Source organism: Dechloromonas hankyongensis, assembly GCF_022012295.1.
Classification (GTDB): domain Bacteria; phylum Pseudomonadota; class Gammaproteobacteria; order Burkholderiales; family Rhodocyclaceae; genus Azonexus; species Azonexus hankyongensis.
The window spans coordinates 362,216-383,291 of the sequence record NZ_JAKLTN010000001.1 but is presented as its reverse complement, the minus strand read 5'-3'; the positions used below and the strand labels follow the sequence as shown (position 1 = coordinate 383,291).

Annotated in this window: 20 protein-coding genes; 10 read left to right on the top strand and 10 right to left on the bottom strand. The window is 63.8% G+C overall.

Going from position 1 to position 21,076, the window contains the following annotated elements; genetic code table 11:
- Positions 1-13: 13 nt before the first annotated feature.
- Together LZ012_RS01885 and LZ012_RS01880 are read right to left on the bottom strand one after the other, a co-directional pair.
- Positions 14-976, bottom strand: a complete 963-nt coding sequence (locus LZ012_RS01885; protein WP_275706958.1) for a complex I NDUFA9 subunit family protein — start codon at positions 974-976, stop codon at positions 14-16.
- A gap of 125 nt (positions 977-1,101) precedes the next feature.
- Complete coding sequence (locus LZ012_RS01880; protein ID WP_275706956.1) at positions 1,102-3,036, bottom strand: lytic transglycosylase domain-containing protein; 1,935 nt, start codon at positions 3,034-3,036, stop codon at positions 1,102-1,104.
- 14 nt (positions 3,037-3,050) lie between these two features.
- On the opposite strand from LZ012_RS01880, the gene LZ012_RS01875 reads away from it, so the two are divergent.
- Positions 3,051-3,632, top strand: coding sequence for a 5-formyltetrahydrofolate cyclo-ligase (locus LZ012_RS01875; protein ID WP_275706954.1), 582 nt, complete (start codon positions 3,051-3,053; stop codon positions 3,630-3,632).
- Here the strand turns inward: LZ012_RS01875 and LZ012_RS01870 are convergent.
- The 5 genes from LZ012_RS01870 to LZ012_RS01850 form a co-directional block, all read right to left on the bottom strand.
- Positions 3,613-3,903, bottom strand: coding sequence for a hypothetical protein (locus tag LZ012_RS01870; RefSeq protein WP_275706952.1), 291 nt, complete (start codon positions 3,901-3,903; stop codon positions 3,613-3,615). The two genes, LZ012_RS01875 and LZ012_RS01870, sit on opposite strands and share 20 nt — an antisense overlap.
- On the bottom strand, positions 3,900-5,030 hold the full coding sequence (locus tag LZ012_RS01865; protein ID WP_275706950.1) for a MalY/PatB family protein: 1,131 nt from the start codon (positions 5,028-5,030) through the stop codon (positions 3,900-3,902). The genes LZ012_RS01870 and LZ012_RS01865 overlap by 4 nt, the downstream gene beginning before the upstream one ends.
- Positions 5,027-5,959, bottom strand: a complete 933-nt coding sequence (cysK, locus tag LZ012_RS01860; RefSeq protein WP_275706948.1) for a cysteine synthase A — start codon at positions 5,957-5,959, stop codon at positions 5,027-5,029. The genes LZ012_RS01865 and cysK overlap by 4 nt, the downstream gene beginning before the upstream one ends.
- On the bottom strand, positions 5,956-6,768 hold the full coding sequence (locus LZ012_RS01855; protein ID WP_275706945.1) for an EAL domain-containing protein: 813 nt from the start codon (positions 6,766-6,768) through the stop codon (positions 5,956-5,958). Before LZ012_RS01855 ends, cysK begins: the two co-directional genes overlap by 4 nt.
- A 228-nt stretch (positions 6,769-6,996) precedes the next feature.
- Positions 6,997-8,022: a nucleotidyltransferase family protein gene (locus LZ012_RS01850; RefSeq protein ID WP_275706942.1), complete on the bottom strand. Its 1,026-nt coding sequence runs from the start codon at positions 8,020-8,022 to the stop codon at positions 6,997-6,999.
- Between the two features lie 152 nt (positions 8,023-8,174).
- Between LZ012_RS01850 and LZ012_RS01845 the strand changes: the two genes are divergently transcribed.
- Positions 8,175-8,876 (top strand): AzlC family ABC transporter permease, encoded by a 702-nt coding sequence (locus LZ012_RS01845; RefSeq protein ID WP_275706940.1) that lies wholly within the window; start codon positions 8,175-8,177, stop codon positions 8,874-8,876.
- Positions 8,873-9,199, top strand: a complete 327-nt coding sequence (locus LZ012_RS01840; protein WP_275706938.1) for an AzlD domain-containing protein — start codon at positions 8,873-8,875, stop codon at positions 9,197-9,199. Before LZ012_RS01845 ends, LZ012_RS01840 begins: the two co-directional genes overlap by 4 nt.
- A gap of 14 nt (positions 9,200-9,213) precedes the next feature.
- Here the strand turns inward: LZ012_RS01840 and ilvA are convergent, their stop codons facing one another.
- Entirely contained in the window at positions 9,214-10,746 is a 1,533-nt protein-coding gene (ilvA, locus tag LZ012_RS01835) for a threonine ammonia-lyase, biosynthetic (RefSeq protein ID WP_275706936.1), read from the bottom strand.
- A 38-nt stretch (positions 10,747-10,784) separates the two neighbouring features.
- Between ilvA and LZ012_RS01830 the strand changes: the two genes are divergently transcribed.
- From LZ012_RS01830 to LZ012_RS01800, 7 genes are all read left to right on the top strand, one after another.
- Positions 10,785-11,210, top strand: a complete 426-nt coding sequence (locus LZ012_RS01830) for a YqaA family protein (protein WP_275706934.1) — start codon at positions 10,785-10,787, stop codon at positions 11,208-11,210.
- Positions 11,211-11,298: 88 nt separating this feature from the next.
- A complete protein-coding gene (locus LZ012_RS01825) occupies positions 11,299-15,174 on the top strand; it encodes a DUF3683 domain-containing protein (protein ID WP_275706932.1) in 3,876 nt (1,291 codons plus the stop codon).
- A 114-nt stretch (positions 15,175-15,288) separates the two neighbouring features.
- On the top strand, positions 15,289-15,723 hold the full coding sequence (locus LZ012_RS01820; RefSeq protein ID WP_275706930.1) for an HIT family protein: 435 nt from the start codon (positions 15,289-15,291) through the stop codon (positions 15,721-15,723).
- A gap of 2 nt (positions 15,724-15,725) precedes the next feature.
- Positions 15,726-17,333, top strand: coding sequence for a hypothetical protein (locus tag LZ012_RS01815; RefSeq protein WP_275706927.1), 1,608 nt, complete (start codon positions 15,726-15,728; stop codon positions 17,331-17,333).
- Between the two features lie 63 nt (positions 17,334-17,396).
- Positions 17,397-17,819 carry a gamma-butyrobetaine hydroxylase family protein gene (locus tag LZ012_RS01810; RefSeq protein WP_275706925.1) on the top strand — a complete coding sequence of 141 codons (423 nt, stop codon included), beginning with the start codon at positions 17,397-17,399 and terminating at the stop codon, positions 17,817-17,819.
- Positions 17,820-17,823: 4 nt separating this feature from the next.
- Entirely contained in the window at positions 17,824-18,561 is a 738-nt protein-coding gene (gene ubiE, locus LZ012_RS01805; protein ID WP_338033127.1) for a bifunctional demethylmenaquinone methyltransferase/2-methoxy-6-polyprenyl-1,4-benzoquinol methylase UbiE, read from the top strand.
- Between the two features lie 14 nt (positions 18,562-18,575).
- Positions 18,576-19,145, top strand: coding sequence for a ubiquinone biosynthesis accessory factor UbiJ (locus tag LZ012_RS01800; protein WP_275706923.1), 570 nt, complete (start codon positions 18,576-18,578; stop codon positions 19,143-19,145).
- Between the two features lie 68 nt (positions 19,146-19,213).
- Here the strand turns inward: LZ012_RS01800 and LZ012_RS01795 are convergent, their stop codons facing one another.
- Positions 19,214-19,639, bottom strand: coding sequence for a F0F1 ATP synthase subunit epsilon (locus LZ012_RS01795; protein ID WP_275706921.1), 426 nt, complete (start codon positions 19,637-19,639; stop codon positions 19,214-19,216).
- Between the two features lie 24 nt (positions 19,640-19,663).
- Entirely contained in the window at positions 19,664-21,067 is a 1,404-nt protein-coding gene (gene atpD / locus LZ012_RS01790; RefSeq protein ID WP_275706919.1) for a F0F1 ATP synthase subunit beta, read from the bottom strand.
- Positions 21,068-21,076: the final 9 nt, after the last annotated feature.

Here is a 21,076-nt window from a genome sequence, read left to right as displayed (position 1 = left end):
GGGCGGTGTGGTTTTAGCGGCCGGCGTGATAGCGGAAGCTGTCCAGCTTGCCCTTCGGCGTCTGCAGCGCGATGTAGGTCGGGGCAACGGCTTCCAGCGCGGTCGGGCGCCAGTTGGCCGGCACGTTGCAGCTGCCTGCGCAGATGCTGTCCTTTTCCATCGAGCGCAGATTGTCTGGCGACAGCATCGGTTGCGGTGCCAGCCACATCAGGCCGGCTTGCAGGTAGGCCCAGCCTTCGGACAGCGGGACGATGGTGGCGTCGCTGCCGGTCAGTTCCTTGGCGTAATCGACCAGTTCGCGCAGGGTGTAGATTTTCGGGCCGGCCAATTCATAGGCCTGGCCGTAGGTGTTTACATCGCCCAGGCTATCGACGAAGGCATCTGCCACATCGGCAGCCCATACCGGCTGGAAGCGGGCATGGCCGAAACCGAGCGGGAAGAAGGGCATCTTCTTCAGAACCTTGGCGAACATCGACAGGAAGGAGTCACCCAGACCAAAGATGACCGACGGACGGAAGACGGTGACGTCCAGGTCGCCCTGGGCGGCGAGCACGATGGCTTCGCCGTCGCCCTTGGAGCGCAGGTATTCGGACGGGCCATTGGAATCGGCATTCAGGGCGCTCATATGCACCAGACGGCGAACGCCGGTGGCCTTGCAGGCGGCGATGATCTTTTTCGGCAGTTCGACGTGGGCCTGGGCGAAATCGCGGCTGTAGGGCAGGACGACGTCGCGGCTGTGCAGGATGCCGACCAGGTTGATCACGGCATCGTGGCCGCGCATCAGTTCGGTCAGGGTTTCCTGGCAGTTGATGTCGGCTTCCGGCATCTCGACGCCCGGCTGGATGATCAGCGCCTTGTTGCGTTCGCGGCGGCGTGTCGGGATGGTAAGTTCGATGCCGCGTTGCGACAAGCGATTGGCGATGTAGGTACCGACGAAACCGCTACCCCCCAGCAGCAAGACCTTTTTGATGTCCATTTGGAACCCCGGAAACTTGAATCGTAAAAGTCAGATTTTAAGGCAATTTGGCCGTTTCCGGGCGGCCGAATGGCCGTTGGCTATGTCGATCTCCGGTCGGCTCTTCGTTTGCGTCGTTGGCGCGTTCAGGGAAGGTCGGCATCCTTCGGCGCATCGGCGGTGCGGGCGCCGATGGTGCCGAGACGGGCTTTCAGCGAATCGGGCTTGCCGTTGAAGATGGCCGAATAATAGACCGAGTTGCTCATCACTTTCTTGACGTAGTCGCGAGTTTCGCTGAACGGGATGGTTTCGGCGTAGATGGCGCCTTCCAGCGGGCGGTCGGCACGCCACTTCTTGGCCCGGCCGGGGCCGGCGTTGTAGGCGGCGGAAGCGAGCACCGGATGGTTGTCGAGGTTTTCCATGACCAAGCGCATGTAGGTGGTGCCGAGCAGGACATTGGTTTCGGTATCGTGCACCTTGCCCTGGTGGAAATCGCGCAGGCCGACCTTCTTGGCCACCCACTTGGCGGTGGCCGGCATCAACTGCATCAGTCCGGAGGCGCCGACGTTGGACTTGGCGCTGGTGATGAAGCGGCTTTCCTGGCGCATCAGGCCGTACACCCAGGCATCGTCGAGCGACTGATTGAGGGCGGCCGGACGCACCGTCTCGCCGTAGGGGGCGAGGAAGCGCAACGTGTAGTCGTGTTCGTTCTTGGTCTTGTCCGCCGTGTTGATGGCACGATCCCAGATCTGGTTGCGTTTGGCCAGGTCGGCGGCGGCGAGCAGTTCGCGGTCGTCCATGCCGCGCAGCGACCAGTTCCACTCCTTGACCGCCTCGGTGCGCAGATCGGCGCGGAAAAAGGCCAGCGAACGACGGATTCCCGGATTGTCGCGGGCGGCCTTCTGCTCTTCGGCTGTCGGCGGCTTGGCTTTGGGCGGGGGCACGATCTGGCGGCCCATTTCCTCGTCGGCCAGGTTGCCGTAGAAGTTGGGTTGGCCGGCGATCCTTTCGAACAGGGCGTTTGCTTCCGTGGTCTTGCCGCCCGCTTGCTGGGCACGGCCCAACCAGTAGATCCACTCCGGCAAGGCGGCGAGCCCCGGCGGCATGGCCTGGATGGTGTCGCGGACGACGCCCCATTCTTGGGCGCGCAGCGCGGCGCGCACCTTCCACTGGTAGCCGTCGTCGGACAACAGTGCCTTGCCGGCCCGGGCATACCAGTCGACGCTTTCCGCAAAGTGCTTCTTGGCGCCCTGCAGGGCGATCTGGCTCCACGCCCACTGGCGTTCGCTGTCCTGCAGCTTGCCCTTGATCTTGTCCAGTTCGTCGGCGGCGACGCGCGGGTCGTTGACCGCCAGGCGCTGGATGGCGAAGGCGGCCAGTTCGCGCCCGGCCCGGCCGTTGCCGGTGCCCTGCTTGACCAGATAGCTCATGGCGTTGTTCAGCGCGCTATCGAAGGTGCGGCCGTCCGGGATCTGGCTGTCCGGCAGGTAATTCAGCGTGGTCTTCGCCCAGCCCGGACGGTTGGCCTCGACTTGGCGGCGAACGCGGGCCCAGACATCGTCAGTGCCCATTTTCTGGCTGCTCACCAGCATATCGAGGATGGGACGGCAGGACTCGGGCGGCTCCAGCATGCTCAGCCACATCTTTTCGGCTTCAGCCAGCACGCTGCGATCGTCGCGGGCCAGCCGGGCCTGCTGGCTGTAGCAGGTGATGTCCGCCTCGGGAGCGATCATTTTCGGGAATTCGGCGTCGATTTCATTCCACGCCGAGCGCTTGCCGAGCCAGCGTATCCAGTCGGCGCGCAGTTTTTCGGCGATGTAGCTGCCGTCGTAGCGTTGCAGGAAGTCGCGCAGGCTGCCCGAATCGCCCCGGTCCATCCACATGCGCAAGCGGTAGCTCTCGGCATACGGCGCCAGTTCGTGGTTGCCGAGCTGGCCGATGGCCCGTTCCAGCTTGTTGATGTCGCCGACCCGGAAGGCATCGCGCGCGGTCAGGAAAACGGTATCGCCATCCTGGGCGAAGACGGACAGCGACAGCGCGAGGCCGAGCGCCAAAGGGGCAAAGCGGGCGTGAAACTTCATGCTAGATTACGGTGATGCTAGAAGCGAACGAGAATAACACGGCTTGGCGCCGGGCATTGCGGCGCGATATGGTGGTCCGACGAGCGGCGCTGAGCGATGCCGAGCATGCCGCCTTGTCGGCGCGTATCGTCAGCCATCTGCTGGCTGCCCTACCCGCCCCGCGCATCGTCGCCTTTTGCTGGCCGATCAAGCACGAGCCGGACGTACGCGGCGTGCTTCCCCGCTGGGCCGAAAGTGGCGTGCTGGCGGCCCTGCCGGTGGTGATCGAGGAAAATGCCCCGCTCGCTTTCCGGCTATGGACGCCCGACACGCCGCTGACCGCGGACCGTTATGGCATTCCGACCCCGGTGACCGGCGAATTCGTGCAGCCCGACATGCTGCTGCTGCCGCTCAACGGTTTTGATGGCGACGGTTATCGCCTGGGTTATGGCGGCGGCTATTTCGACCGCACCCTGGCGGCGCTTTCGCCGCGTCCCTTAGCCATCGGCGTCGGTTTCGAGACCAATCGCCTGCCCACCATCCGGCCGGAAAGCCACGACCAGCGCCTGGACTGGCTGGTCACCGAAGCCGGGGCGCTCAGGCTTCCCAGCGCCTGAAACCGTGGATGGCGAAGGCCATCAACAGCGCGGCCAGACCGATCAGCACGGCCTGGCGCAAGTCGTACAGCCCGGTGCGCATCGCCAGTTCGAGCGCGTAGCCGTCGTGCAGGGCGATGAGCATGGTGGCGCCTGCCACCGCCAGCCAGGTGCGGCGCAGTCTGCGATGCTGCTTGGCGCGCAGCACGGCCTCGATGGCCAGTGCGCTGCCCCATATTTGCAGGATGGACGCGACAAGGAGGATGCCGAGGGTCAGCGAGTAGCTGTTCATGCCGCGTGACAAGCTCTGGCAAAACGCTGCAAAGCCGCATCGAGCGTTGCCCGTGGGCAGCCGAAATTGAGGCGCAGCCAGCCCGGAGCGCCGAAATCGGCGCCGTCGGACAGGCCGAGGCCATGCGCTTCGAAATGGGCGGCCGGTTTGGCCAGCTTCAATGCGCGGACATCCAGCCAGGCCAGATAAGTCGCTTCGACGGGCGCCATAGACACGCCGGACAGGCCGGCGACGACTTCGGCCAGCCGGGCGCGGTTGCCGGCCAGGTAGGCGAGCAGTTCGCGGTGCCAGTCGCCGCTGTCGCGATAGGCCGCCTCGCAGGCAGCAAGGCCGAGCACATTCACATGCGGCACGATGCCATGCATGGCCTGTTCGAAGCGGCGGCGCAGGGCGGGGTTAGCGATGACCGCGAAGGCGCAGCCGAGGCCGGGGATGTTGAAGGTTTTCGACGGCGCCATCAGCGTGATGGTGCGCTGGGCGATTTCCGGCGACAGGCTGGCGAAGGGGATGTGGCGCTTGTCGGCGTCGAGGATCAGGCCGCAATGGATTTCGTCGGAGCAGACGACGAGGTCGTTGGCCTCGGCATGTTCGGCCAGGGCGAGCAGTTCGTCGCGATTCCAGCAGCGGCCGACCGGGTTGTGCGGGTGGCAGAGCAGGAACAGTTTGGTCGCGGCACTGGTCGCTTGCTGTAGCGCGCCCATATCCCACTGCCAGCGGTTATCTGTGCAGCTCAGGGCGACGCGGTTGAGCTTGCGGCCGGAGAAATGCGGCGCGGACAGAAAGGGTGGGTAGATCGGCGTCGCCGTCAGCACCTCGCCGTCGACGGCCCGGCATGCGACGTTCAGGCCGCTGACCAGCCCCGGCAGCCAGACCAGCCATTCCGGGGCGATGGTCCAGCCGTATTCGCTTTCAAGGTGAGCGAGTACTGACTCCGTCAGCGACGGCCAGGGGCCGCCGTAGCCGAAGACGCCGTGCTCGATACGGCGGTGCAGCGCGGCGAGCACCGCCGGGGGCGCCGCGAAATCCATGTCGGCGACCCACAGCGGCAGGATGTCGCGGCCGGCGTACTTGCCCCACTTGATGGAGTCAGAGTCGCGCCGGTCGATTGCTGCGGCGAAGAGGCTCACACCTCGAGGTGTTGGTACAGCGCGGTGGACAGGTAGCGCTCGCCGAAGGACGGGATGACGACGACGATCAGCTTGCCGGCGTTTTCCGGCCGCTTGGCCAGTTCGAGCGCCGCCCAGGTCGCGGCACCGGAGGAAATGCCGACCAGCAGGCCCTCTTCCGTCGCCATCCGGCGGGCGACGGCGAAGGCGTCGTCGTTCTTGACGCGGATCACTTCGTCGTAGATGCCGGTATTCAGCACGCCCGGCACGAAGCCGGCACCGATGCCCTGGATCGGGTGCGGCCCCTTCTGGCCACCGGACAGCACCGGCGAGGCATCCGGCTCGACGGCGACGATCTTGACGCCCGGCTTGCGCGCCTTCAGCACTTCGCCGACCCCGGTCACCGTGCCGCCGGTACCGACGCCGGCAACGAAGATGTCGACCTGGCCGTCGGTGTCGCGCCAGACTTCCTCGGCGGTGGTGTTGCGGTGGACTTCCGGATTGGCCGGATTTTCGAACTGCTGCGGGACGAAGTATTTGACGTCGCTTTCGGCCAGCGCCTTGGCCTTGGCGATGGCGCCGCCCATGCCTTCCGGCCCCGGCGTCAGGATCAGGTCGGCGCCGTAGGCCTTGAGCAGCAGCTTGCGCTCGCGGCTCATGGTTTCCGGCATGGTGAACGCGCACTTGATGCCGCGGGCGGCGCAGACCATGGCCAGACCGATACCGGTATTGCCCGAAGTCGGCTCGAGGACGACGGTATCCGGGCCGATTTTGCCGGCGGCCTGGGCGGCGTCGAGCATGGCGACCGCGATGCGGTCCTTGACGCTGTGGCCGGGATTGAAAAATTCCAGTTTGGCGACGACGGTGGCGCCGCTGCCGGCGGTGACGCGGTTGAGCTTGACCAGCGGCGTGTTGCCGACCAGTTCGGTAACGTTATTGGCTATTTTCATGGTGGGCTCCGGAACGGTGACGGTGCATTGTAGGCGACTCTGCCCTTGCCGTGTGTGGGGCGGCAATCGGCCTGCCGCAAGCCGAAAAGGTCGCCCTGCCCCAATACGATGCCGGCAGCGATCGCCTGCTGGTAACTCAGACCGCTGTCTATGCCGACGAGTTCGATGCTGACGCCATCGTCCTGCCAGGCTGCGAGGTGGGCGCAATCGTGGCTCGACGAGACCTGCGCGATGTCTGGAACGAAAGAGGGCGGCCAATTTGCGGATGTGCCATCGGGAGCGCTCAGCGCCAGACGATAGCCGCGCAGGCGGTAGTTGACCAGCGCTTTTCCGAGGCTGGCAGCATCATCCGGCGAATGGCTACCGATGTGCAGCACTATATCCTGTGGCGCCAATCCACAGCGCTTCAGGATGGCTTCATACACCAGGCCGTGCTGATTGAGGATGGCCTGCACGTGACGCGGATGCACTGCCATTTGCAGGTAGCCACCGGCATGACGCTGCTGGGTGAGAAAATTCAGGGCGTGCAGGGTGCGGCACAGGCGGTCGAAATGGACCACCGCTGCCGTCGATTCGCAGGTGGCGTAGGCTTCGGCCGCCCCGAGCGGACGGCCGTCGGCCAGGCTGGCGACGAGTAGCGCCTGGTGGCCGACGATGCGTTCGTCGCGCAGATTGACTATGGGGCGAAAGTGCGACCCCAGGCGCAGCCCGCGATGCCAGGCGGCGGCTCGCCCCTTTTCCTGGTACAGCGTGCTGTCGCCGTCCTGGTCGGCCATATTGAAATAACGGATCAAATCGGTCAGTGGCATGGTGTTTCTTACTTTTTCGGGGAGCCGGTCATTTGGCGGATGAGTGCACTCTAGAGAGACGTGAATATTCCGAAAAAGAATATATTTTCAGATGGATATAAGCATGTGGCACTTGAGACATTGCGGTGATTGTGCTCGGCTCGGGATGAGCATCGGTGCGACCGGCGGGGCGACACGGAACCGCGGTATCGCCTAGGCCGGCCCGGCATTGAGGCGGCTAGCTTGCGTTCAGCCGCCGCGCAGGCAATCGTCGAACAGATCGCACAGTTCCGGATAACCGGCCAGTTCGGCCAGCACCGTGGTGCGGAGCGGACGTATCATGGCGGTCATGGCCGATGGGGCGCGTTCCCAGGCAGTGAGCAGCGCCCACGGATCGTGGTCGATCAGCGCAGCGCCCAGCGCCAGGGACAGCTGGCGTTCCCTCGCCGCCTGTGCCGGCAGGCGGCCGGGTTGGCTGCTCAGGAACAGCGTGTGCCAGACCAGGCGCGCCGCCTGCGGCAGCAGTACCGGGATGCAATGGCCGCCGGCGAGCACGGCGCCGGATTCGGGCGATTCGAGCAGAAATTCATGGAAGGGTTCGCTGCGGGCCGACCACATATCACCGCCAACCCCCACGTCGTTGCCCGCAGCGTCGGCCGGAACCCCGAATTCGATACGCAAGTCGCGCACCCCGGCGAGCCGGGCGACCGTCGTGGTAGCCGGCTCGCTGGCTACCCGGGCAAAAGGCAGCGTGTTGGCCACCGGCGATTGCAGCCAGGCGCGGGATGCCCCGAATTCCAGACCCGGCTGCCGGGCACGCGGCTTGGCTGCTTCCCGGCGCGCCCGGACCTCGATGCCCAGCTCGTTGTGCCATGCCATATGGCCCAAGGTGCCGACCACCACCAGGCCGGCCGAGAAGGCACCCAGATTGTGCAACTCGACGAGAACGCGGGCGCAGGCTTTGTCGGCTACCGAAAAACCCAGTTTGCGCAAGGCGACGACCTGTCGGCCGCTCCATGCCGAGAAGGCAATGCGCTGACGCATGACCGTTTCGGCCGTGCTGTCGTCGTGGCGGCCAACCAGCGTTTCTGCCTGCTTGCCTGGCGTCGGGTAATAGACGCGGTACCAGTAAGCGTAGCCCGTCCCCTGTCGCCTGTGCAGGGTGCCTGGAGCCCCTGGCAGCAAGGCGCCGGCGGTGAGTGTCCGCTCTTTCAATTCCCCGTATTGGGTGCAAAAAGCGGTCTCGTGGCGGCGATATAAGGGGATGGCCTTCATGATTTACCCAATTAAATTGAGTTATATTGGGTAATGATAGCCTGCCTGAATTCATTACCCAATATTATTTTATATCATTGGGTAACAGCGTCGGAATGCTGGTTGCAAGCCGTTTCGGCTAGCATGGCGCTTTGCTTCTTTCCCCGTGGCCCATGGTCGAAGACTCTCCGCGTAGCGAATTCCTGGCCGGTGTGCGCGCCGAGCTGCCCTTGCTGCTCGGGGTGGTTCCCTTCGGCCTGATCTTCGGGGTGCTCGGCTTGGCGGTCGGCATTCCGGACTGGGCGGTGGTGCTCAGTTCCTCGCTGATTTTTGGCGGCTCCTCCCAGGTGGTTTTTGCCCAGCTGTGGGGGGCGGCGACGCCGGCGCCGGTCACGGTGGCCACCGTCGGCGTGGTCAATCTGCGCCATCTGCTGTACAGCGCGGCGGTCGCCGAATACCTGCGCGCTCTGCCCTGGCGCTGGAAATTGCTGCTCGCCTATCTGTTGACCGACGAGGCTTTCGCCGCGGCGATCAAGCGCCTGCGCGACGGGCCGGCGACGCCGCATCGCCACTATTTCCTGCTCGGCACCGGCGCCACGCTATGGACCGGCTGGCAACTGTCCACGCTGGCGGGCGTCCTGGTCGGGGAGGCGATTCCACCGACGTGGTCATTGGATTTCTCGATCGCCCTGACTTTCATTGCCCTGCTCGTGCTGTCGGTCCATCGGCGCAGCGATGCCTGGGCAGCGGTCGCCGCGGCCGGCGCCGTGATCCCGGCGCTGATCCTGCCGCACAAGTTGGGTTTGCTGGCGGCAGCGGCGGTCGGCATCGCCTGCGGCCTGTTCATGGCGCGCTTCGACGGCAAGCCGCAATGAGCACGACCGTCCTGCTGCTGACCATGGCCGCCTGCGGGCTGGCCACCTTCCTGATCCGGCTGTCGTTCATCGCCTTCGGCCATCACCTGCCGGACGGTCCGCGCATTGCGGCGGTGCTGCGCTATGTGCCGCCGGCCATCCTCGGTGCCCTGATCGCGCCGGAAATATTGTCCATAGACGGCGGTATCAGCTTGACGCCGGCCAACCCCCGCCTGTGGGCGGCGCTGGTCGCCCTGGTCGTCGCCCGGCTGACGCGCAGCGTGCTGGCGACCATCGCCGCCGGCATGCTGGCGCTGTGGGCGGTGCAGGCCTGGATGGGTTGAAACGGGCCGGCCGGTCAGCCGAGAAACAACTTGTAGACCGGGTTGTTGCTTTCGTCCCAGTGGGCGTAGCCGAGGTTTTTCAGGAAGGCCTTGAACTCGGTCATTTCGGCTGGCGGCACCTGCATGCCGACCAGCACGCGACCGTAGTCGGCACCGTGGTTGCGGTAGTGGAACAGGCTGATGTTCCAGCCGGCGCTCATCTGGGTCAGGAAATTCATCAGCGCACCCGGCCGCTCCGGGAACTCGAAGCGGTAGATCATTTCGCTCATGCCGTTGTTGCAGACGTGCGGGGCATGGCCGCCGACCATGTGACGGATGTGGTTCTTGGCCATTTCGTCGTCGGTCAGGTCTAGCGTCGGATAGCCATGCTTCTGCAGGCTGTCCACCAGTTTCAGCGACTCCTTGCGATCGGCGACCTGCACGCCGACATAGACGTGGGCTTCGCGCTCGGTGTGATAGCGGTAGTTGAATTCGGTGACGTTGCGGTTGCCGATCAGGGCCAGGAACTTCTTGTAGGCGCCCGGTTTCTCCGGCAGCGTGACGGCGAAGACCGCTTCGCGCCGTTCACCGAATTCGGCGCGCTCGGAAACGAAGCGCAGGCGATCGAAATTCATGTTGGCGCCGGAGGTCACGGCGACCAGGTTCTTGTCCTTCAGCTTGTGCTGGCGGGCGTATTCCTTGGCCCCGGCGACGGCCAGCGCACCCGAAGGTTCGAGGATGGAGCGGGTGTCCTCGAAAACGTCCTTGATCGCGGCGCAGATGGCGTCGGTATCGACCAGGATGACCTCGTCCAGGTACTCCTTGCACAGGCGGAAAGTCTCCTCGCCGACGAACTTGACGGCGGTGCCGTCGGCGAACAGGCCGACCTGGTTGAGGCGTACGCGCTTGCCGGCGGCCAGCGACTGCTTCATCGCATCGGCGTCGAAGGTCTCGACCCCGATGACCTTGATTTCCGGACGCAGGCGCTTGATGTAGGCGGCCACCCCGGCAGCCAGCCCGCCGCCGCCGATGGCGCAGAACACGGCATGGATCGGGCCGTCGTGGCGCGAGTGCTGGCGCAGGATTTCCATCGCCACCGTGCCCTGACCGGCGATCACGTCCGGATCGTCGAAGGGATGGACGAAGGTCAGCTTCTCCGCTTTTTCAAGTTCCAGCGCCTTGGCGTAGGCGTCGTCGTAGGACGAGCCGGCAAGCACCACCTCGCCACCGCGGCGGCGCACCGCGTCGATCTTGATACCCGGCGTCGATTCCGGCATGACGATGACCGCCCGGCAGCCCAGCCTGGCCGCCGACAGGGCGACGCCTTGCGCATGGTTGCCGGCCGAGGCGCAGATCACGCCGCGTTTGAGCTTCTCCGGCGACAGGCTGGCGATCTTGTTGTAGGCGCCGCGCAGCTTGAAGGAAAACACCGGCTGCATGTCCTCGCGCTTGAGCAGTATTCTGTTGCCGACCCGGGTGGAAAGGTTGCCGGCCAGGTCGAGCGGCGTTTCGACGGCCACGTCATAAACCTGTGCGGTGAGAACTTTTTCGAGATAATCCGGGTGCATTGGGCGCAACTCATTCAAGCAAAAGGGAGATTCTACGGGTGGAGTGGCTAAACGTCACGGCGGAAAGCGGCCTGTGGGGCCTGCTGGCTGCCAGTTTTTTGTCGGCGACAGTGCTGCCCGGCGGTTCGGAAGCCCTTCTGTGGGGCTTTCTCAAGCTGCATCCCGGCGAATACGGCCCGGCGCTGGCCTTGGCTACCCTGGGCAATACGGCCGGCGGCATGACCTCATGGTGGTGTGGCTATGCCCTGCCCCGCTGGCGCAAGCTGGAAAACCTGCCGCACAAGGACAAGCTGGAGCGCTGGGGCAGCCCGGCCCTGCTGCTCGCCTGGACGCCCGTCGTCGGTGATGCGCTGTGCCTTGCCGCCGGCTGGCTGCGCCTGCACTGGCTGCCCTGTTGCCTGTTCATGGCGCTCGGAAAATTTGCCCGCTATTGGCTGGTGGCGCAAAGCGCCTTTCCCAACTGAACCCAAGCCCCTGTTTACGGTCTACCGGCCCCGCGTGTTGCGCCGCAATACGCTAAAATCCACTTTTTGATAGACCCCGGCTGCTTCCATGACTGCCCGCCTGCGCGAAATCCCCTATAACTACACCTCGTTTTCCGATCGCGAGATCGTCATTCGCCTGCTTGGCGCCGACAACTGGGCGGTGCTCGACGAACTGCGGGCCGAACGTGTCACCGGCCGCTCGGCGCGCATGTTGTATGAGGTGCTGGGTGATATCTGGGTCGTGCAGCGCAATCCGTATCTGGAAGACGACCTGCTCGACAACCGCGAACGGCGCGATGCGCTGGTCAATGCCCTGCGCCATCGCCTGACCGAAGTCGAAAAGCGTCGCGCCGAAAGCGAGAAGGAAGATCCGGAGCGTTCGGCCAAGGTCAAGCGCCTGGTCGAGGCAGCCCACTTGGCTGTCGACCGTTTTGCCGAGCACTTCGGTGAGACCATCGATCTGCGGCGCAAGGTGCAAAAGATTCTCGGCAAGCACACGCGCAAGGACAATATCGCCTTCGACGGTCTGGCCCGCGTGTCGCACGTCACCGACGCCACCGACTGGCGCGTTGAATACCCCTTCGTCGTCCTCTATCCGGACACCGAGGAGGAAATCGGCCACCTCGTGCGCGGTTGTTTCGAAGCCGGCCTGACCATCATTCCGCGTGGCGGCGGCACCGGCTACACCGGCGGCGCCGTGCCGTTGACCCCGTATTCGGCGGTGATCAATACTGAAAAGCTGATCGATCTGGGGTCGGTCGAGGAAATCGTCCTCCCCGGTCATACCGAACCCTACGCCACCATCCGCACCGGCGCCGGCGTCGTTACCGACCGCGTATCCGAAGCCGCCTCACTGGCCGGCCGCGTCTTCGCCGTCGACCCGACTTCGGCCTCGGCGTCGTGCATCGGCGGCAACATCGCGATGAACGCCGGCGGCAAGAAGGCTGTGCTGTGGGGCACCGCGCTCGACAACCTGGCCTGGTGGAAGATGGTCGACCCGGATGGCAACTGGCTGGAAGTCGAACGCCTGAACCACAATTACGGCAAGATCCACGAGCAGGAAAAGGTCGAGTTCCGCTTGAAGCGCTTCGATCCGAGCGGCAAGAAGCTGCTTGCCGAGGAAATCCTCAGAATGCCGGGTGCCGCCTGCCGCAAGGTCGGCCTCGGCAAGGACGTCACGGACAAGTTCCTCGGCGGCGTACCGGGCGTGCAGAAGGAAGGCACCGACGGCATCATCGTCGCCGCGCGCTGGGTGCTGCACAAGATGCCGCCGATTTCGCGCACCGTCTGTCTGGAGTTTTTTGGCCAGGTCCGCGAAGCCGTGCCGGCCATCGTCGAGATCACCGACTATTTCAAGCCGGGTGGTGCCGGCCACGCCGCGGGCGTCCTGCTCGCCGGCCTCGAGCACCTCGACGAGCGCTATGTGAAGGCCGTCGGCTACGCGACCAAGGCCAAGCGCCATGGGCGGCCGAAGATGGTGCTGATCGGCGACATCGTCGGCCATGACGAGAAGGCGGTGATGGCCGCCGCCTCCGAAGTGGTGCGCATGTGCAACCTGCGCGCCGCCGAGGGTTTCATCGCCGTCGATGCCGAAACGCGCAAGAAATTCTGGCTCGACCGCTCGCGCACCGCGGCCATTTCACGCCATACCAACGCCTTCAAGGTTAACGAAGACGTGGTCATCCCGCTGCCGCGCATGGGTGAATACTGCGACGGCATCGAGCGCATCAACATCGAGCTGTCCACGCAGAACAAGCTGGCCCTGTGCGACGCCTTGAGCGAATTCCTGCAGGGCGAACTGCCGCTGCATGCCGGCGACGCCAACGTCGACAAGGACGTGCTGATCGGCGACCGCCGCCAGGCCGCGCTCGATTACGTGGCAGCTGTCCGCCTGCGCTGGGAATGGCTGCTCGACAACCTCGACCTGCCGCTGGCCGAAGCCGAATCGCGCTTTGCTTCTTATGGCGTGGTGGCGGGCGAGCTGACCAACAAGGCGGCGAATCCGAAACTGTTCCACCGCCTGCAGGACTATTCCGTGCGCACGTCGTGGAAGCAGGAGTTGAAGGCCCGCCTGGCCAAGATTTTCGACGGCGGCGTCTATCGTCCGATCCTCGAACGCATCGAAGGCATCCACAGCGAAGTGCTGCGCGGCCGCGTTTTCGTCGCCCTGCACATGCACGCCGGCGACGGCAACGTGCACACCAACATCCCGGTCAATTCCGACAATTACGAGATGCTGCAGACGGCGCACAAGGCGGTCGAACGCATCATGCACCTCGCCCGCGGCCTGGACGGCGTGATTTCGGGCGAACACGGCATCGGCATCACCAAGCTCGAATTCCTGTCCGACGAGGAAATCGGCCCCTTCCGCGCCTACAAACAGAAGGTGGACCCGGAAGGCCGCTTCAACAAGGGCAAGCTGATGCCGGGCGGCGACATGGGCAATGCCTATACGCCGTCGTTCAGCCTGCTCGGCACCGAATCGCTGATCATGGAACAGTCCGAAATCGGCAAGATTTCGGACATGATCAAGAACTGCCTGCGCTGCGGCAAATGCAAACCCGTGTGCTCGACCCACGTGCCGCGCGCCAACCTGCTCTACAGCCCGCGCAACAAGATTCTCGGCACCTCGTTGCTGGTCGAAGCCTTCCTGTACGAAGAACAGACCCGGCGTGGCATTTCGCTCAAGCACTTCGACGAATTCAACGACGTCGCCGACCACTGCACCATCTGCCACCGCTGCGTGAAACCCTGTCCGGTCGATATCGACTTCGGCGACGTTTCGGTGGCCATGCGCAATTTCCTGCGCAAGCAGAACAAGAAGCGCACCAGCCCCGGCACGCTGGCGGCGATGACCTACCTGAACCTGAAGGACCCGGCGACCATCAAGCTGATGCGGGGCGTCATGATGGACTTCGGCTTCAAGGCGCAGCGCCTGGCCCACAAGGCGGCCAAGGCCGTCGGCCTGATCCAGGACAGCCGGGCACATCCGCCGGCCACCGTCGGTGCGCCGACGGTGAAGACCCAGGTCATTCATTTCCTGAACCGGCCGATGCCGGGCAACCTGCCCAAGCGCACGTCGCGTGCCCTGCTCGACATCGAGGACGACAAGGTCATCCCGGTCATCCGCAATCCGAAGAAGACGACCGAGGAATCGGATGCCGTCTTCTATTTCCCGGGCTGCGGTTCCGAACGCCTGTTCTCGCAGGTCGGCCTGGCCACCCAGGCCATGCTCTACGACATCGGCGCCACCACCGTGCTGCCGCCGGGCTACCTGTGCTGCGGCTACCCGCAGACTGCCTCCGGCGACGACGAGAAGGGCCAGAAGATCACGACCGACAACCGCGTGCTGTTCCACCGCGTGGCGAATACGCTGAACTATCTCGACATCAAGACGGTGATCGTTTCCTGCGGAACCTGCATGGATCAGCTGCAGAAATACCAGTTTGAGAAGATTTTCCCGGGCTGCCGCTTGCTCGACATCCATGAATACCTGATGGAAAAGGGCGTCAAGCTGGAAGGCGTGAGCGGGACGCGCTACATGTACCACGACCCCTGCCACACGCCGATGAAGGCCTACGCCCCGCTGGCCGTGACCAAGACCCTGATGGGCCAAGACGTGCCGCTGACCGACCGCTGCTGCGGAGATTCGGGCTCCTTCGCCTATTCGCGGCCGGATATCGCCACTCAGGTCAAATTCCGCAAGCAGCAGGATATAGAGCAGCGGGCCGAGAAGCTGCGTGCCGATGGCTTCAAGGGTGACGTCAAGATCCTGACTTCCTGCCCGGCCTGCCTGCAGGGCCTGTCGCGCTACGATGACGACGCCGATACCCAGGCCGACTACATCGTCGTCGAACTGGCCAAGCACCTGCTCGGCGACAACTGGATGGCCGATTACGTCGGCAAGGCCAATACCGGCGGCATCGAGCGCGTCCTGCTGTAAACGCTGATCCCGCGGCCATCGGCCGCCGACCGTGAAATAGTTCTTTCGTTTGCGGCGGCGGCCCATGGTATTACACTCCGTGTAGGCCCTTTTTGCTTACCGGAGCGTGATAGCGTGGAAAACGGCAGTCAAACCTGCGAACTGTGTACCCAATCGGGTGGAGCGATACTCTGGCAATCGGCCCGCTGCCGCGTCATTCGGGTTGCCGATCCGCATTATCCTGGTTTCTGCCGCGTGATCTGGACCGCTCATGTGCGCGAAATGACCGACCTCGACTCCGCTTCGAGAAATTACCTGATGCAGGTCGTGTTCGCGGTCGAGAGCGTGGTTCGCCGACTATTTTCCCCCGACAAGATCAATCTGGCCAGCTTCGGCAATGTCGTCCCGCATGTCCATTGGCACGTCATTCCGCGCTGGCAGGATGACCGGCATTTTCCCGAGCCGGTGTGGGGTAGCGTTCGCCGCGAAGGTGACGGACAGCGTCCGTTGGTGAGCGATACGGAGCTGGCGCAAGCTTTGCGCCACGCCCTGGCCGATCTGGGAGGATAGCCATGAATGCCGCCGTTACCGACCTGCCTCTGGTGATTGCTGATTTGCGCAGCGGGACGGACTATCTGGCCCAGCTTCCGCTGACCAATCCGGTATTGGCCGAGCGGCAGCTGATGCATTTTCTCGACAGCCTGCTCGCCGCGCCGCCGGACCCGGCGGTACTGCTCGCCCTGCTCGAGCAGGCGCGCGCCCCGCTCTGCTACGCCGAGGAGGAAATGGCCCGCCGTTATCACAACCGGGCCTTACCGCTGGTCAACGAGGAAGAAGACCACTTCCAGCAAGTCGTTGCCGCCTGGCGCAAGATGGGCAAGGCTTACTCCCTGTGTGCCCGCCTGCAACAGCCGGATGCCGAGAATCCCCAGTACCGGACAATGGTGGCGACCGTCCTGCACCGTTGCCTCTATTACTGCGGGATGGTCATCCTCGAACATTACCGCGCTCGGCGCGAACTGCCGCCGGGAATCTGGCTGGACATGCACGGTTTCTACGAGAGCGCCGAAGAGTGGGGCGTCGCCTATACGCCGGTCGAGGATGTGCTGGAAAGCAGCCTGCAGGCGACGCATTGTGCAGCGGCCTACACCACCCTGCTGCTGGTCGAAATCGCCAGCCCGTATAGCAACAGCGTGCGCAACCTGAATCTGATCCGGCGCTGGGCCGGCATGTGGGCACCGCTCCTGTCCATCCACAAGCTGAACAACGATCTGGAAATGCCGCCCTACATCGTCGAGCTGATGAAGGACGTGCCCTTGCATCCGTCGGCCTGCGCCGAGGAGCCAGGCGAGGACGCCCGCCGCCTCGATACTTCGCGCCTGGCCCTGCAGATCAGTCACATGCTCGGCCAGTTGCGGCAACGCATCACCCCATCGCAACTGGGGCTGGGCGAAGAAACCACGACCCATGTCGTCGCTTTGCTCGAACACCTGTCGCGACCGTGGAGTCAGGCCGCCTCGCCGCGGCGTTTCCGCCGCTTTACTACGGAAGGCATCGCCCATGTGGCCATCGGTTTCGATGCCATGCACTTCTGCGTCACCGGCCGCGAACTCAGCCAGCCGGATTCGGCCGCCGCTTATTCGCGCGGCGAGTTCGAAGAATTGTTCACTTTCCGCGATCAGGTCGAACCGGGCCATGCGCTGAACATCAGACCGCTGGTCAGTTTTCCGGTCGACGAATGGACGGTGATCAATCATTCGGCCAACGGCTTCCGGCTGGCGCGCAGTTGCGCCGGACAGCGGATATTGCACAGCCAGCTGATGGCTGTCCGTCCGCATGACGGGCAGCACTTCCTGCTCGTCCAGGCGACCTGGCTGATGCAGGAGGAGTCCGGCGGGCTGGTCGTCGGGGTGGCGACGCTGCCCGGCATGCCGATCGGCATCGGCGTGCGTATCGCCACGTCCGTGGCCTGTAGCGCCGAGCGTTACGGTGCAGGTTTCCTGCTGCCGGCCGTGCCCTCCATCGGTGAGGAAGCATCGGTAGTGCTGCCGTCCGGGATGTATCACGCCAGTCGCCTGCTCGATTTCTTCATCGACGGCGAGCCTCCCGGTCAGCTGCGTATGAACCATGTCCTGCAGCGTGGAGCCGATTTCGATCGCGTCAGTTATCAGCTAGTTTGACCTGTCTTCGCGCTGCGATCGGGGGAGTGCGCTAAACTATCGCTCTTATTCCCGGAGGACACCATGGCGGGTATAGACCGCGATACGCCGATACCGAGCGAAATCAAGCTGCACCAAAAATCCCGGCGCCTGGAACTGATCTACGACGGAGGCGAGGCGTATTCCCTCGACTTCGAATACCTGCGCGTCTACACCCCTTCAGCCGAGGCCCGCGGCCACGGCCCCGGCCAGGAGACCCTGCAGACCGGCAAACGCAACGTCGACATCGAACGCATCGAGCCGGTCGGCACCTACGCCCTGCGTCTGGTCTTTTCCGACGGCCACGACAGCGGTCTGTATTCGTGGGACCTGCTCTACAACCTGGGCAAGCACCACGACGAACTGTGGCAGGAATACCTGGCGCAGCTCGAGAAACAGGGCCTGTCCCGCGATATCGACACCACCTCACGTCCGGCTGCCGGTGGCAGCTGCGGCCACCACCATTGATGCCATGACCAACGAAAAGACACATTTCGGCTACGAAACCGTTGCCGAGCAGGAAAAAGCCCGGCGCGTCGCCGACGTATTCGATTCCGTCGCCAGCCGCTACGATCTGATGAACGACCTGATGTCGGGCGGCATGCACCGGTTGTGGAAGGCGTTCACCATCCAGCGCAGCGGCGTCCGCGAAGGCTCACGGGTGCTCGACGTGGCCGGCGGTACCGGCGACCTGTCCCTGGCCTTCGCCAAGAAGGTCGGCAAGAGCGGCCAGGTGTGGCTGACGGACATCAACAACGCCATGCTGGCCCATGGCCGCGATCGCCTGCTCGACAAGGGCTACATGCTGCCGGTGGCGCAATGCGATGCCGAAAAGCTGCCCTTCCCCGACAACTGGTTCGATTGCGTTACAGTGGCCTTCGGTCTGCGCAACATGACGCACAAGGATGCAGCGCTGGCCGAAATGCGCCGCGTGCTGCGCCCGGGTGGCCGTTTGCTGGTGCTGGAATTCTCCCAGATCTGGAAGCCGCTGGCCCCGCTCTACGACTTCTATTCTTTCCAGGTCATCCCGCGTGTCGGCAAGCTGGTCACCAACGACGCTGACAGCTACCGCTATCTGTCCGAGTCGATCCGCGTCCATCCCGGTCAGGAAGAGCTGAAATCGATGATGGAGCAAGCCGGTCTGGAAAAGGTCGAATACTTCAACCTGGCCCTCGGCGTGGTCGCCCTGCATCGCGGTTACAAGTTCTAGGGTTTCCGGACGCGATGGACGCCATCAAGCAGGTCGGTGTACGCGGTCTCAATCATCTTGTCCGCAGCGAGAGTTGGGCCCATGAACGTCTTCTCAAGCATTCCGGGGCGCACGTACGGGTCGATGCCGGCCTGTTCAGCCTTGGCCTCGGCATCGATCAGCACGGCTTGTTTCAGCTGGCTGCCGGTGAGCGCAGCCCGGACGTGACGTTGAGCTTGCCGCCGGACTTTGCCGTCCGTGCCCTCTTCGATCGCAGCAAGCTGTTTGCCACCGTCAAGCTGGACGGTTCGGTCGATGTGGCGGAAAGCCTGGCCTTTGTCTTCCGCAATCTGCGCTGGGATGCCGAGGCCGACCTCGCCGGCGTGATCGGCGATATCGCCGCCCACCGGCTGGTCAGGATCGGCCAGTCGCTAGCCAGTGCCCTAAGTAACAGTTTGCGCAATACGGCGGCGAATATTCAGGAATACGTGGTTGAAGAATCCGGAATACTTCCCTCGCCCCGCGAACTGGGTAGTTTTGGCGAGGCAGTCGGTCGTCTGCGCGACGACGTGGCCAGCCTGGAAAAACGCCTGGCGAAGCTGTAACCCGGTTTTTCCGCAGCACAAAATGAAAAAGGCAGCCGAGGCTGCCTTTTTTGTCCGTTGTTTCCGGATCAGTGCGTGTGCTTGCGCAGACGCTGAATTGCTTGCAACTGAGCGACGGCTTGCGCCAGCTCGGCTTCGGCCGCCGCGTAGTCCATTTCGGCGTTCCGGTTGGCCAGAGCCTCCTCGGCACGCTTCTTGGCTTCGAGTGCCTTGGCTTCGTCGAGGTCGTGGGCGCGGATCGCGGTGTCAGCCAACACGGTAATCATGTCGGGCTGAACCTCGAGCATGCCGCCGGACACATACACCAGCTCGAACTCGCTCTGGTCAGGCACCTTCAGACGAATGGTGCCCGGCTTGATGCGGGTCAGCAGCGGCGTGTGACGCGGCAGGATGCCGAGTTCCCCGGATTCCCCGGGGAACACTGCGATTTCCACCAGGCCGGAGAAGATCGATTCTTCGGCACTGACGACATCACAATGAACAGTAATAGGCATTACCAGCTCCTATGCGGACGTTGCTTATTGCAGCGTCTTGGCCTTTTCGATGACTTCCTCGATACCGCCGACCATGTAGAACGCTTGTTCCGGCAGGTGATCGAATTCGCCGGCGCAAATGCCCTTGAAGCCCTTGATCGTGTCCTTGAGGGAAACGAACTTGCCCGGCGAGCCGGTGAAGACTTCAGCAACGTGGAACGGTTGCGAGAGGAAACGCTGGATCTTACGAGCGCGGGACACGGCCAGCTTGTCTTCCGGAGACAGTTCGTCCATACCCAGAATCGCGATGATGTCACGCAGTTCCTTGTAGCGCTGCAGGTTCATCTGCACGGCACGGGCAACGGAGTAGTGCTCTTCACCGACGATCTGCGGGTCGAGCTGGCGGGAGGTGGAGTCGAGCGGATCGACGGCCGGGTAGATACCCAGCGAGGCGATGTCACGCGACAGCACGACCGTGGAGTCCAAGTGCAGGAAGGTGGTGGCGGGAGACGGGTCGGTCAAGTCGTCGGCAGGCACATAAACGGCCTGGATCGAGGTGATCGAGCCAACCTTCGTCGAGGTGATACGCTCTTGCAGACGGCCCATTTCTTCGGCCAGCGTCGGCTGGTAGCCCACGGCGGACGGCATACGGCCCAGCAGTGCGGACACTTCGGTACCGGCCAGGGTGTAACGGTAGATGTTGTCGACGAAGAACAGGATGTCACGACCGTCGTCACGGAAACGCTCGGCCATGGTCAGGCCGGTCAGGGCGACGCGCAGACGGTTGCCCGGCGGCTCGTTCATCTGACCGAACACCATCGCAACCTTGTCGAGAACGTTGGAGTCCTTCATTTCGTGGTAGAAGTCGTTACCTTCACGGGTGCGCTCGCCCACGCCGGCAAACACGGACAGACCGGAGTGCTGCTTCGCGATGTTGTTGATCAGTTCCATCATGTTGACGGTCTTGCCGACGCCGGCGCCACCGAACAGACCGACCTTGCCGCCCTTGGCGAACGGGCAGATCAGGTCGATAACCTTGATGCCGGTTTCCAGCAGGTCGACGGAGGAAGACAGTTCGTCGAACTTCGGAGCCGGCTGGTGAATCACGCGCAGCTCGTTGGAATCGATCGGACCAGCTTCGTCGATCGGGCGACCGAGCACGTCCATGATGCGGCCCAGGGTGCCCATACCGACCGGCACGGAGATGCCGGCGCCGGTGTTGTTCACCTTCATGCCACGACGCAGACCGTCGGAGGAGCCCATGGCGATGGTACGAACGACGCCATCACCCAGTTGTTGTTGCACTTCGAAGGTCAGGCCGTCTTCTGCCATGCCGTTTGCTTCGGAAGCATCCAGCTTGAGGGCGTCGTAGACCTTCGGCATCGCGTCGCGCGGGAAGTGGATGTCCACAACGGCGCCGATACACTGAACGATTGAACCTTGACTCATATTCAAATC

What these genes read in the sequence shown, in the direction of transcription:
- LZ012_RS01885 (WP_275706958.1), bottom strand. Translation starts at nt 976, where the DNA reads ATGGACATCAAAAAGGTCTTGCTGCTGGGGGGTAGCGGTTTCGTCGGT.
- LZ012_RS01880 (WP_275706956.1), bottom strand. Translation starts at nt 3,036, where the DNA reads ATGAAGTTTCACGCCCGCTTTGCCCCTTTGGCGCTCGGCCTCGCGCTG.
- LZ012_RS01875 (WP_275706954.1), top strand. Translation starts at nt 3,051, where the DNA reads ATGCTAGAAGCGAACGAGAATAACACGGCTTGGCGCCGGGCATTGCGG.
- LZ012_RS01870 (WP_275706952.1), bottom strand. Translation starts at nt 3,903, where the DNA reads ATGAACAGCTACTCGCTGACCCTCGGCATCCTCCTTGTCGCGTCCATC.
- cysK (WP_275706948.1), bottom strand. Translation starts at nt 5,959, where the DNA reads ATGAAAATAGCCAATAACGTTACCGAACTGGTCGGCAACACGCCGCTG.
- LZ012_RS01855 (WP_275706945.1), bottom strand. Translation starts at nt 6,768, where the DNA reads ATGCCACTGACCGATTTGATCCGTTATTTCAATATGGCCGACCAGGAC.
- LZ012_RS01850 (WP_275706942.1), bottom strand. Translation starts at nt 8,022, where the DNA reads ATGAAGGCCATCCCCTTATATCGCCGCCACGAGACCGCTTTTTGCACC.
- LZ012_RS01845 (WP_275706940.1), top strand. Translation starts at nt 8,175, where the DNA reads ATGGTCGAAGACTCTCCGCGTAGCGAATTCCTGGCCGGTGTGCGCGCC.
- LZ012_RS01840 (WP_275706938.1), top strand. Translation starts at nt 8,873, where the DNA reads ATGAGCACGACCGTCCTGCTGCTGACCATGGCCGCCTGCGGGCTGGCC.
- ilvA (WP_275706936.1), bottom strand. Translation starts at nt 10,746, where the DNA reads ATGCACCCGGATTATCTCGAAAAAGTTCTCACCGCACAGGTTTATGAC.
- LZ012_RS01825 (WP_275706932.1), top strand. Translation starts at nt 11,299, where the DNA reads ATGACTGCCCGCCTGCGCGAAATCCCCTATAACTACACCTCGTTTTCC.
- LZ012_RS01815 (WP_275706927.1), top strand. Translation starts at nt 15,726, where the DNA reads ATGAATGCCGCCGTTACCGACCTGCCTCTGGTGATTGCTGATTTGCGC.
- LZ012_RS01810 (WP_275706925.1), top strand. Translation starts at nt 17,397, where the DNA reads ATGGCGGGTATAGACCGCGATACGCCGATACCGAGCGAAATCAAGCTG.
- ubiE (WP_338033127.1), top strand. Translation starts at nt 17,824, where the DNA reads ATGACCAACGAAAAGACACATTTCGGCTACGAAACCGTTGCCGAGCAG.
- LZ012_RS01800 (WP_275706923.1), top strand. Translation starts at nt 18,576, where the DNA reads ATGGACGCCATCAAGCAGGTCGGTGTACGCGGTCTCAATCATCTTGTC.
- LZ012_RS01795 (WP_275706921.1), bottom strand. Translation starts at nt 19,639, where the DNA reads ATGCCTATTACTGTTCATTGTGATGTCGTCAGTGCCGAAGAATCGATC.
- atpD (WP_275706919.1), bottom strand. Translation starts at nt 21,067, where the DNA reads ATGAGTCAAGGTTCAATCGTTCAGTGTATCGGCGCCGTTGTGGACATC.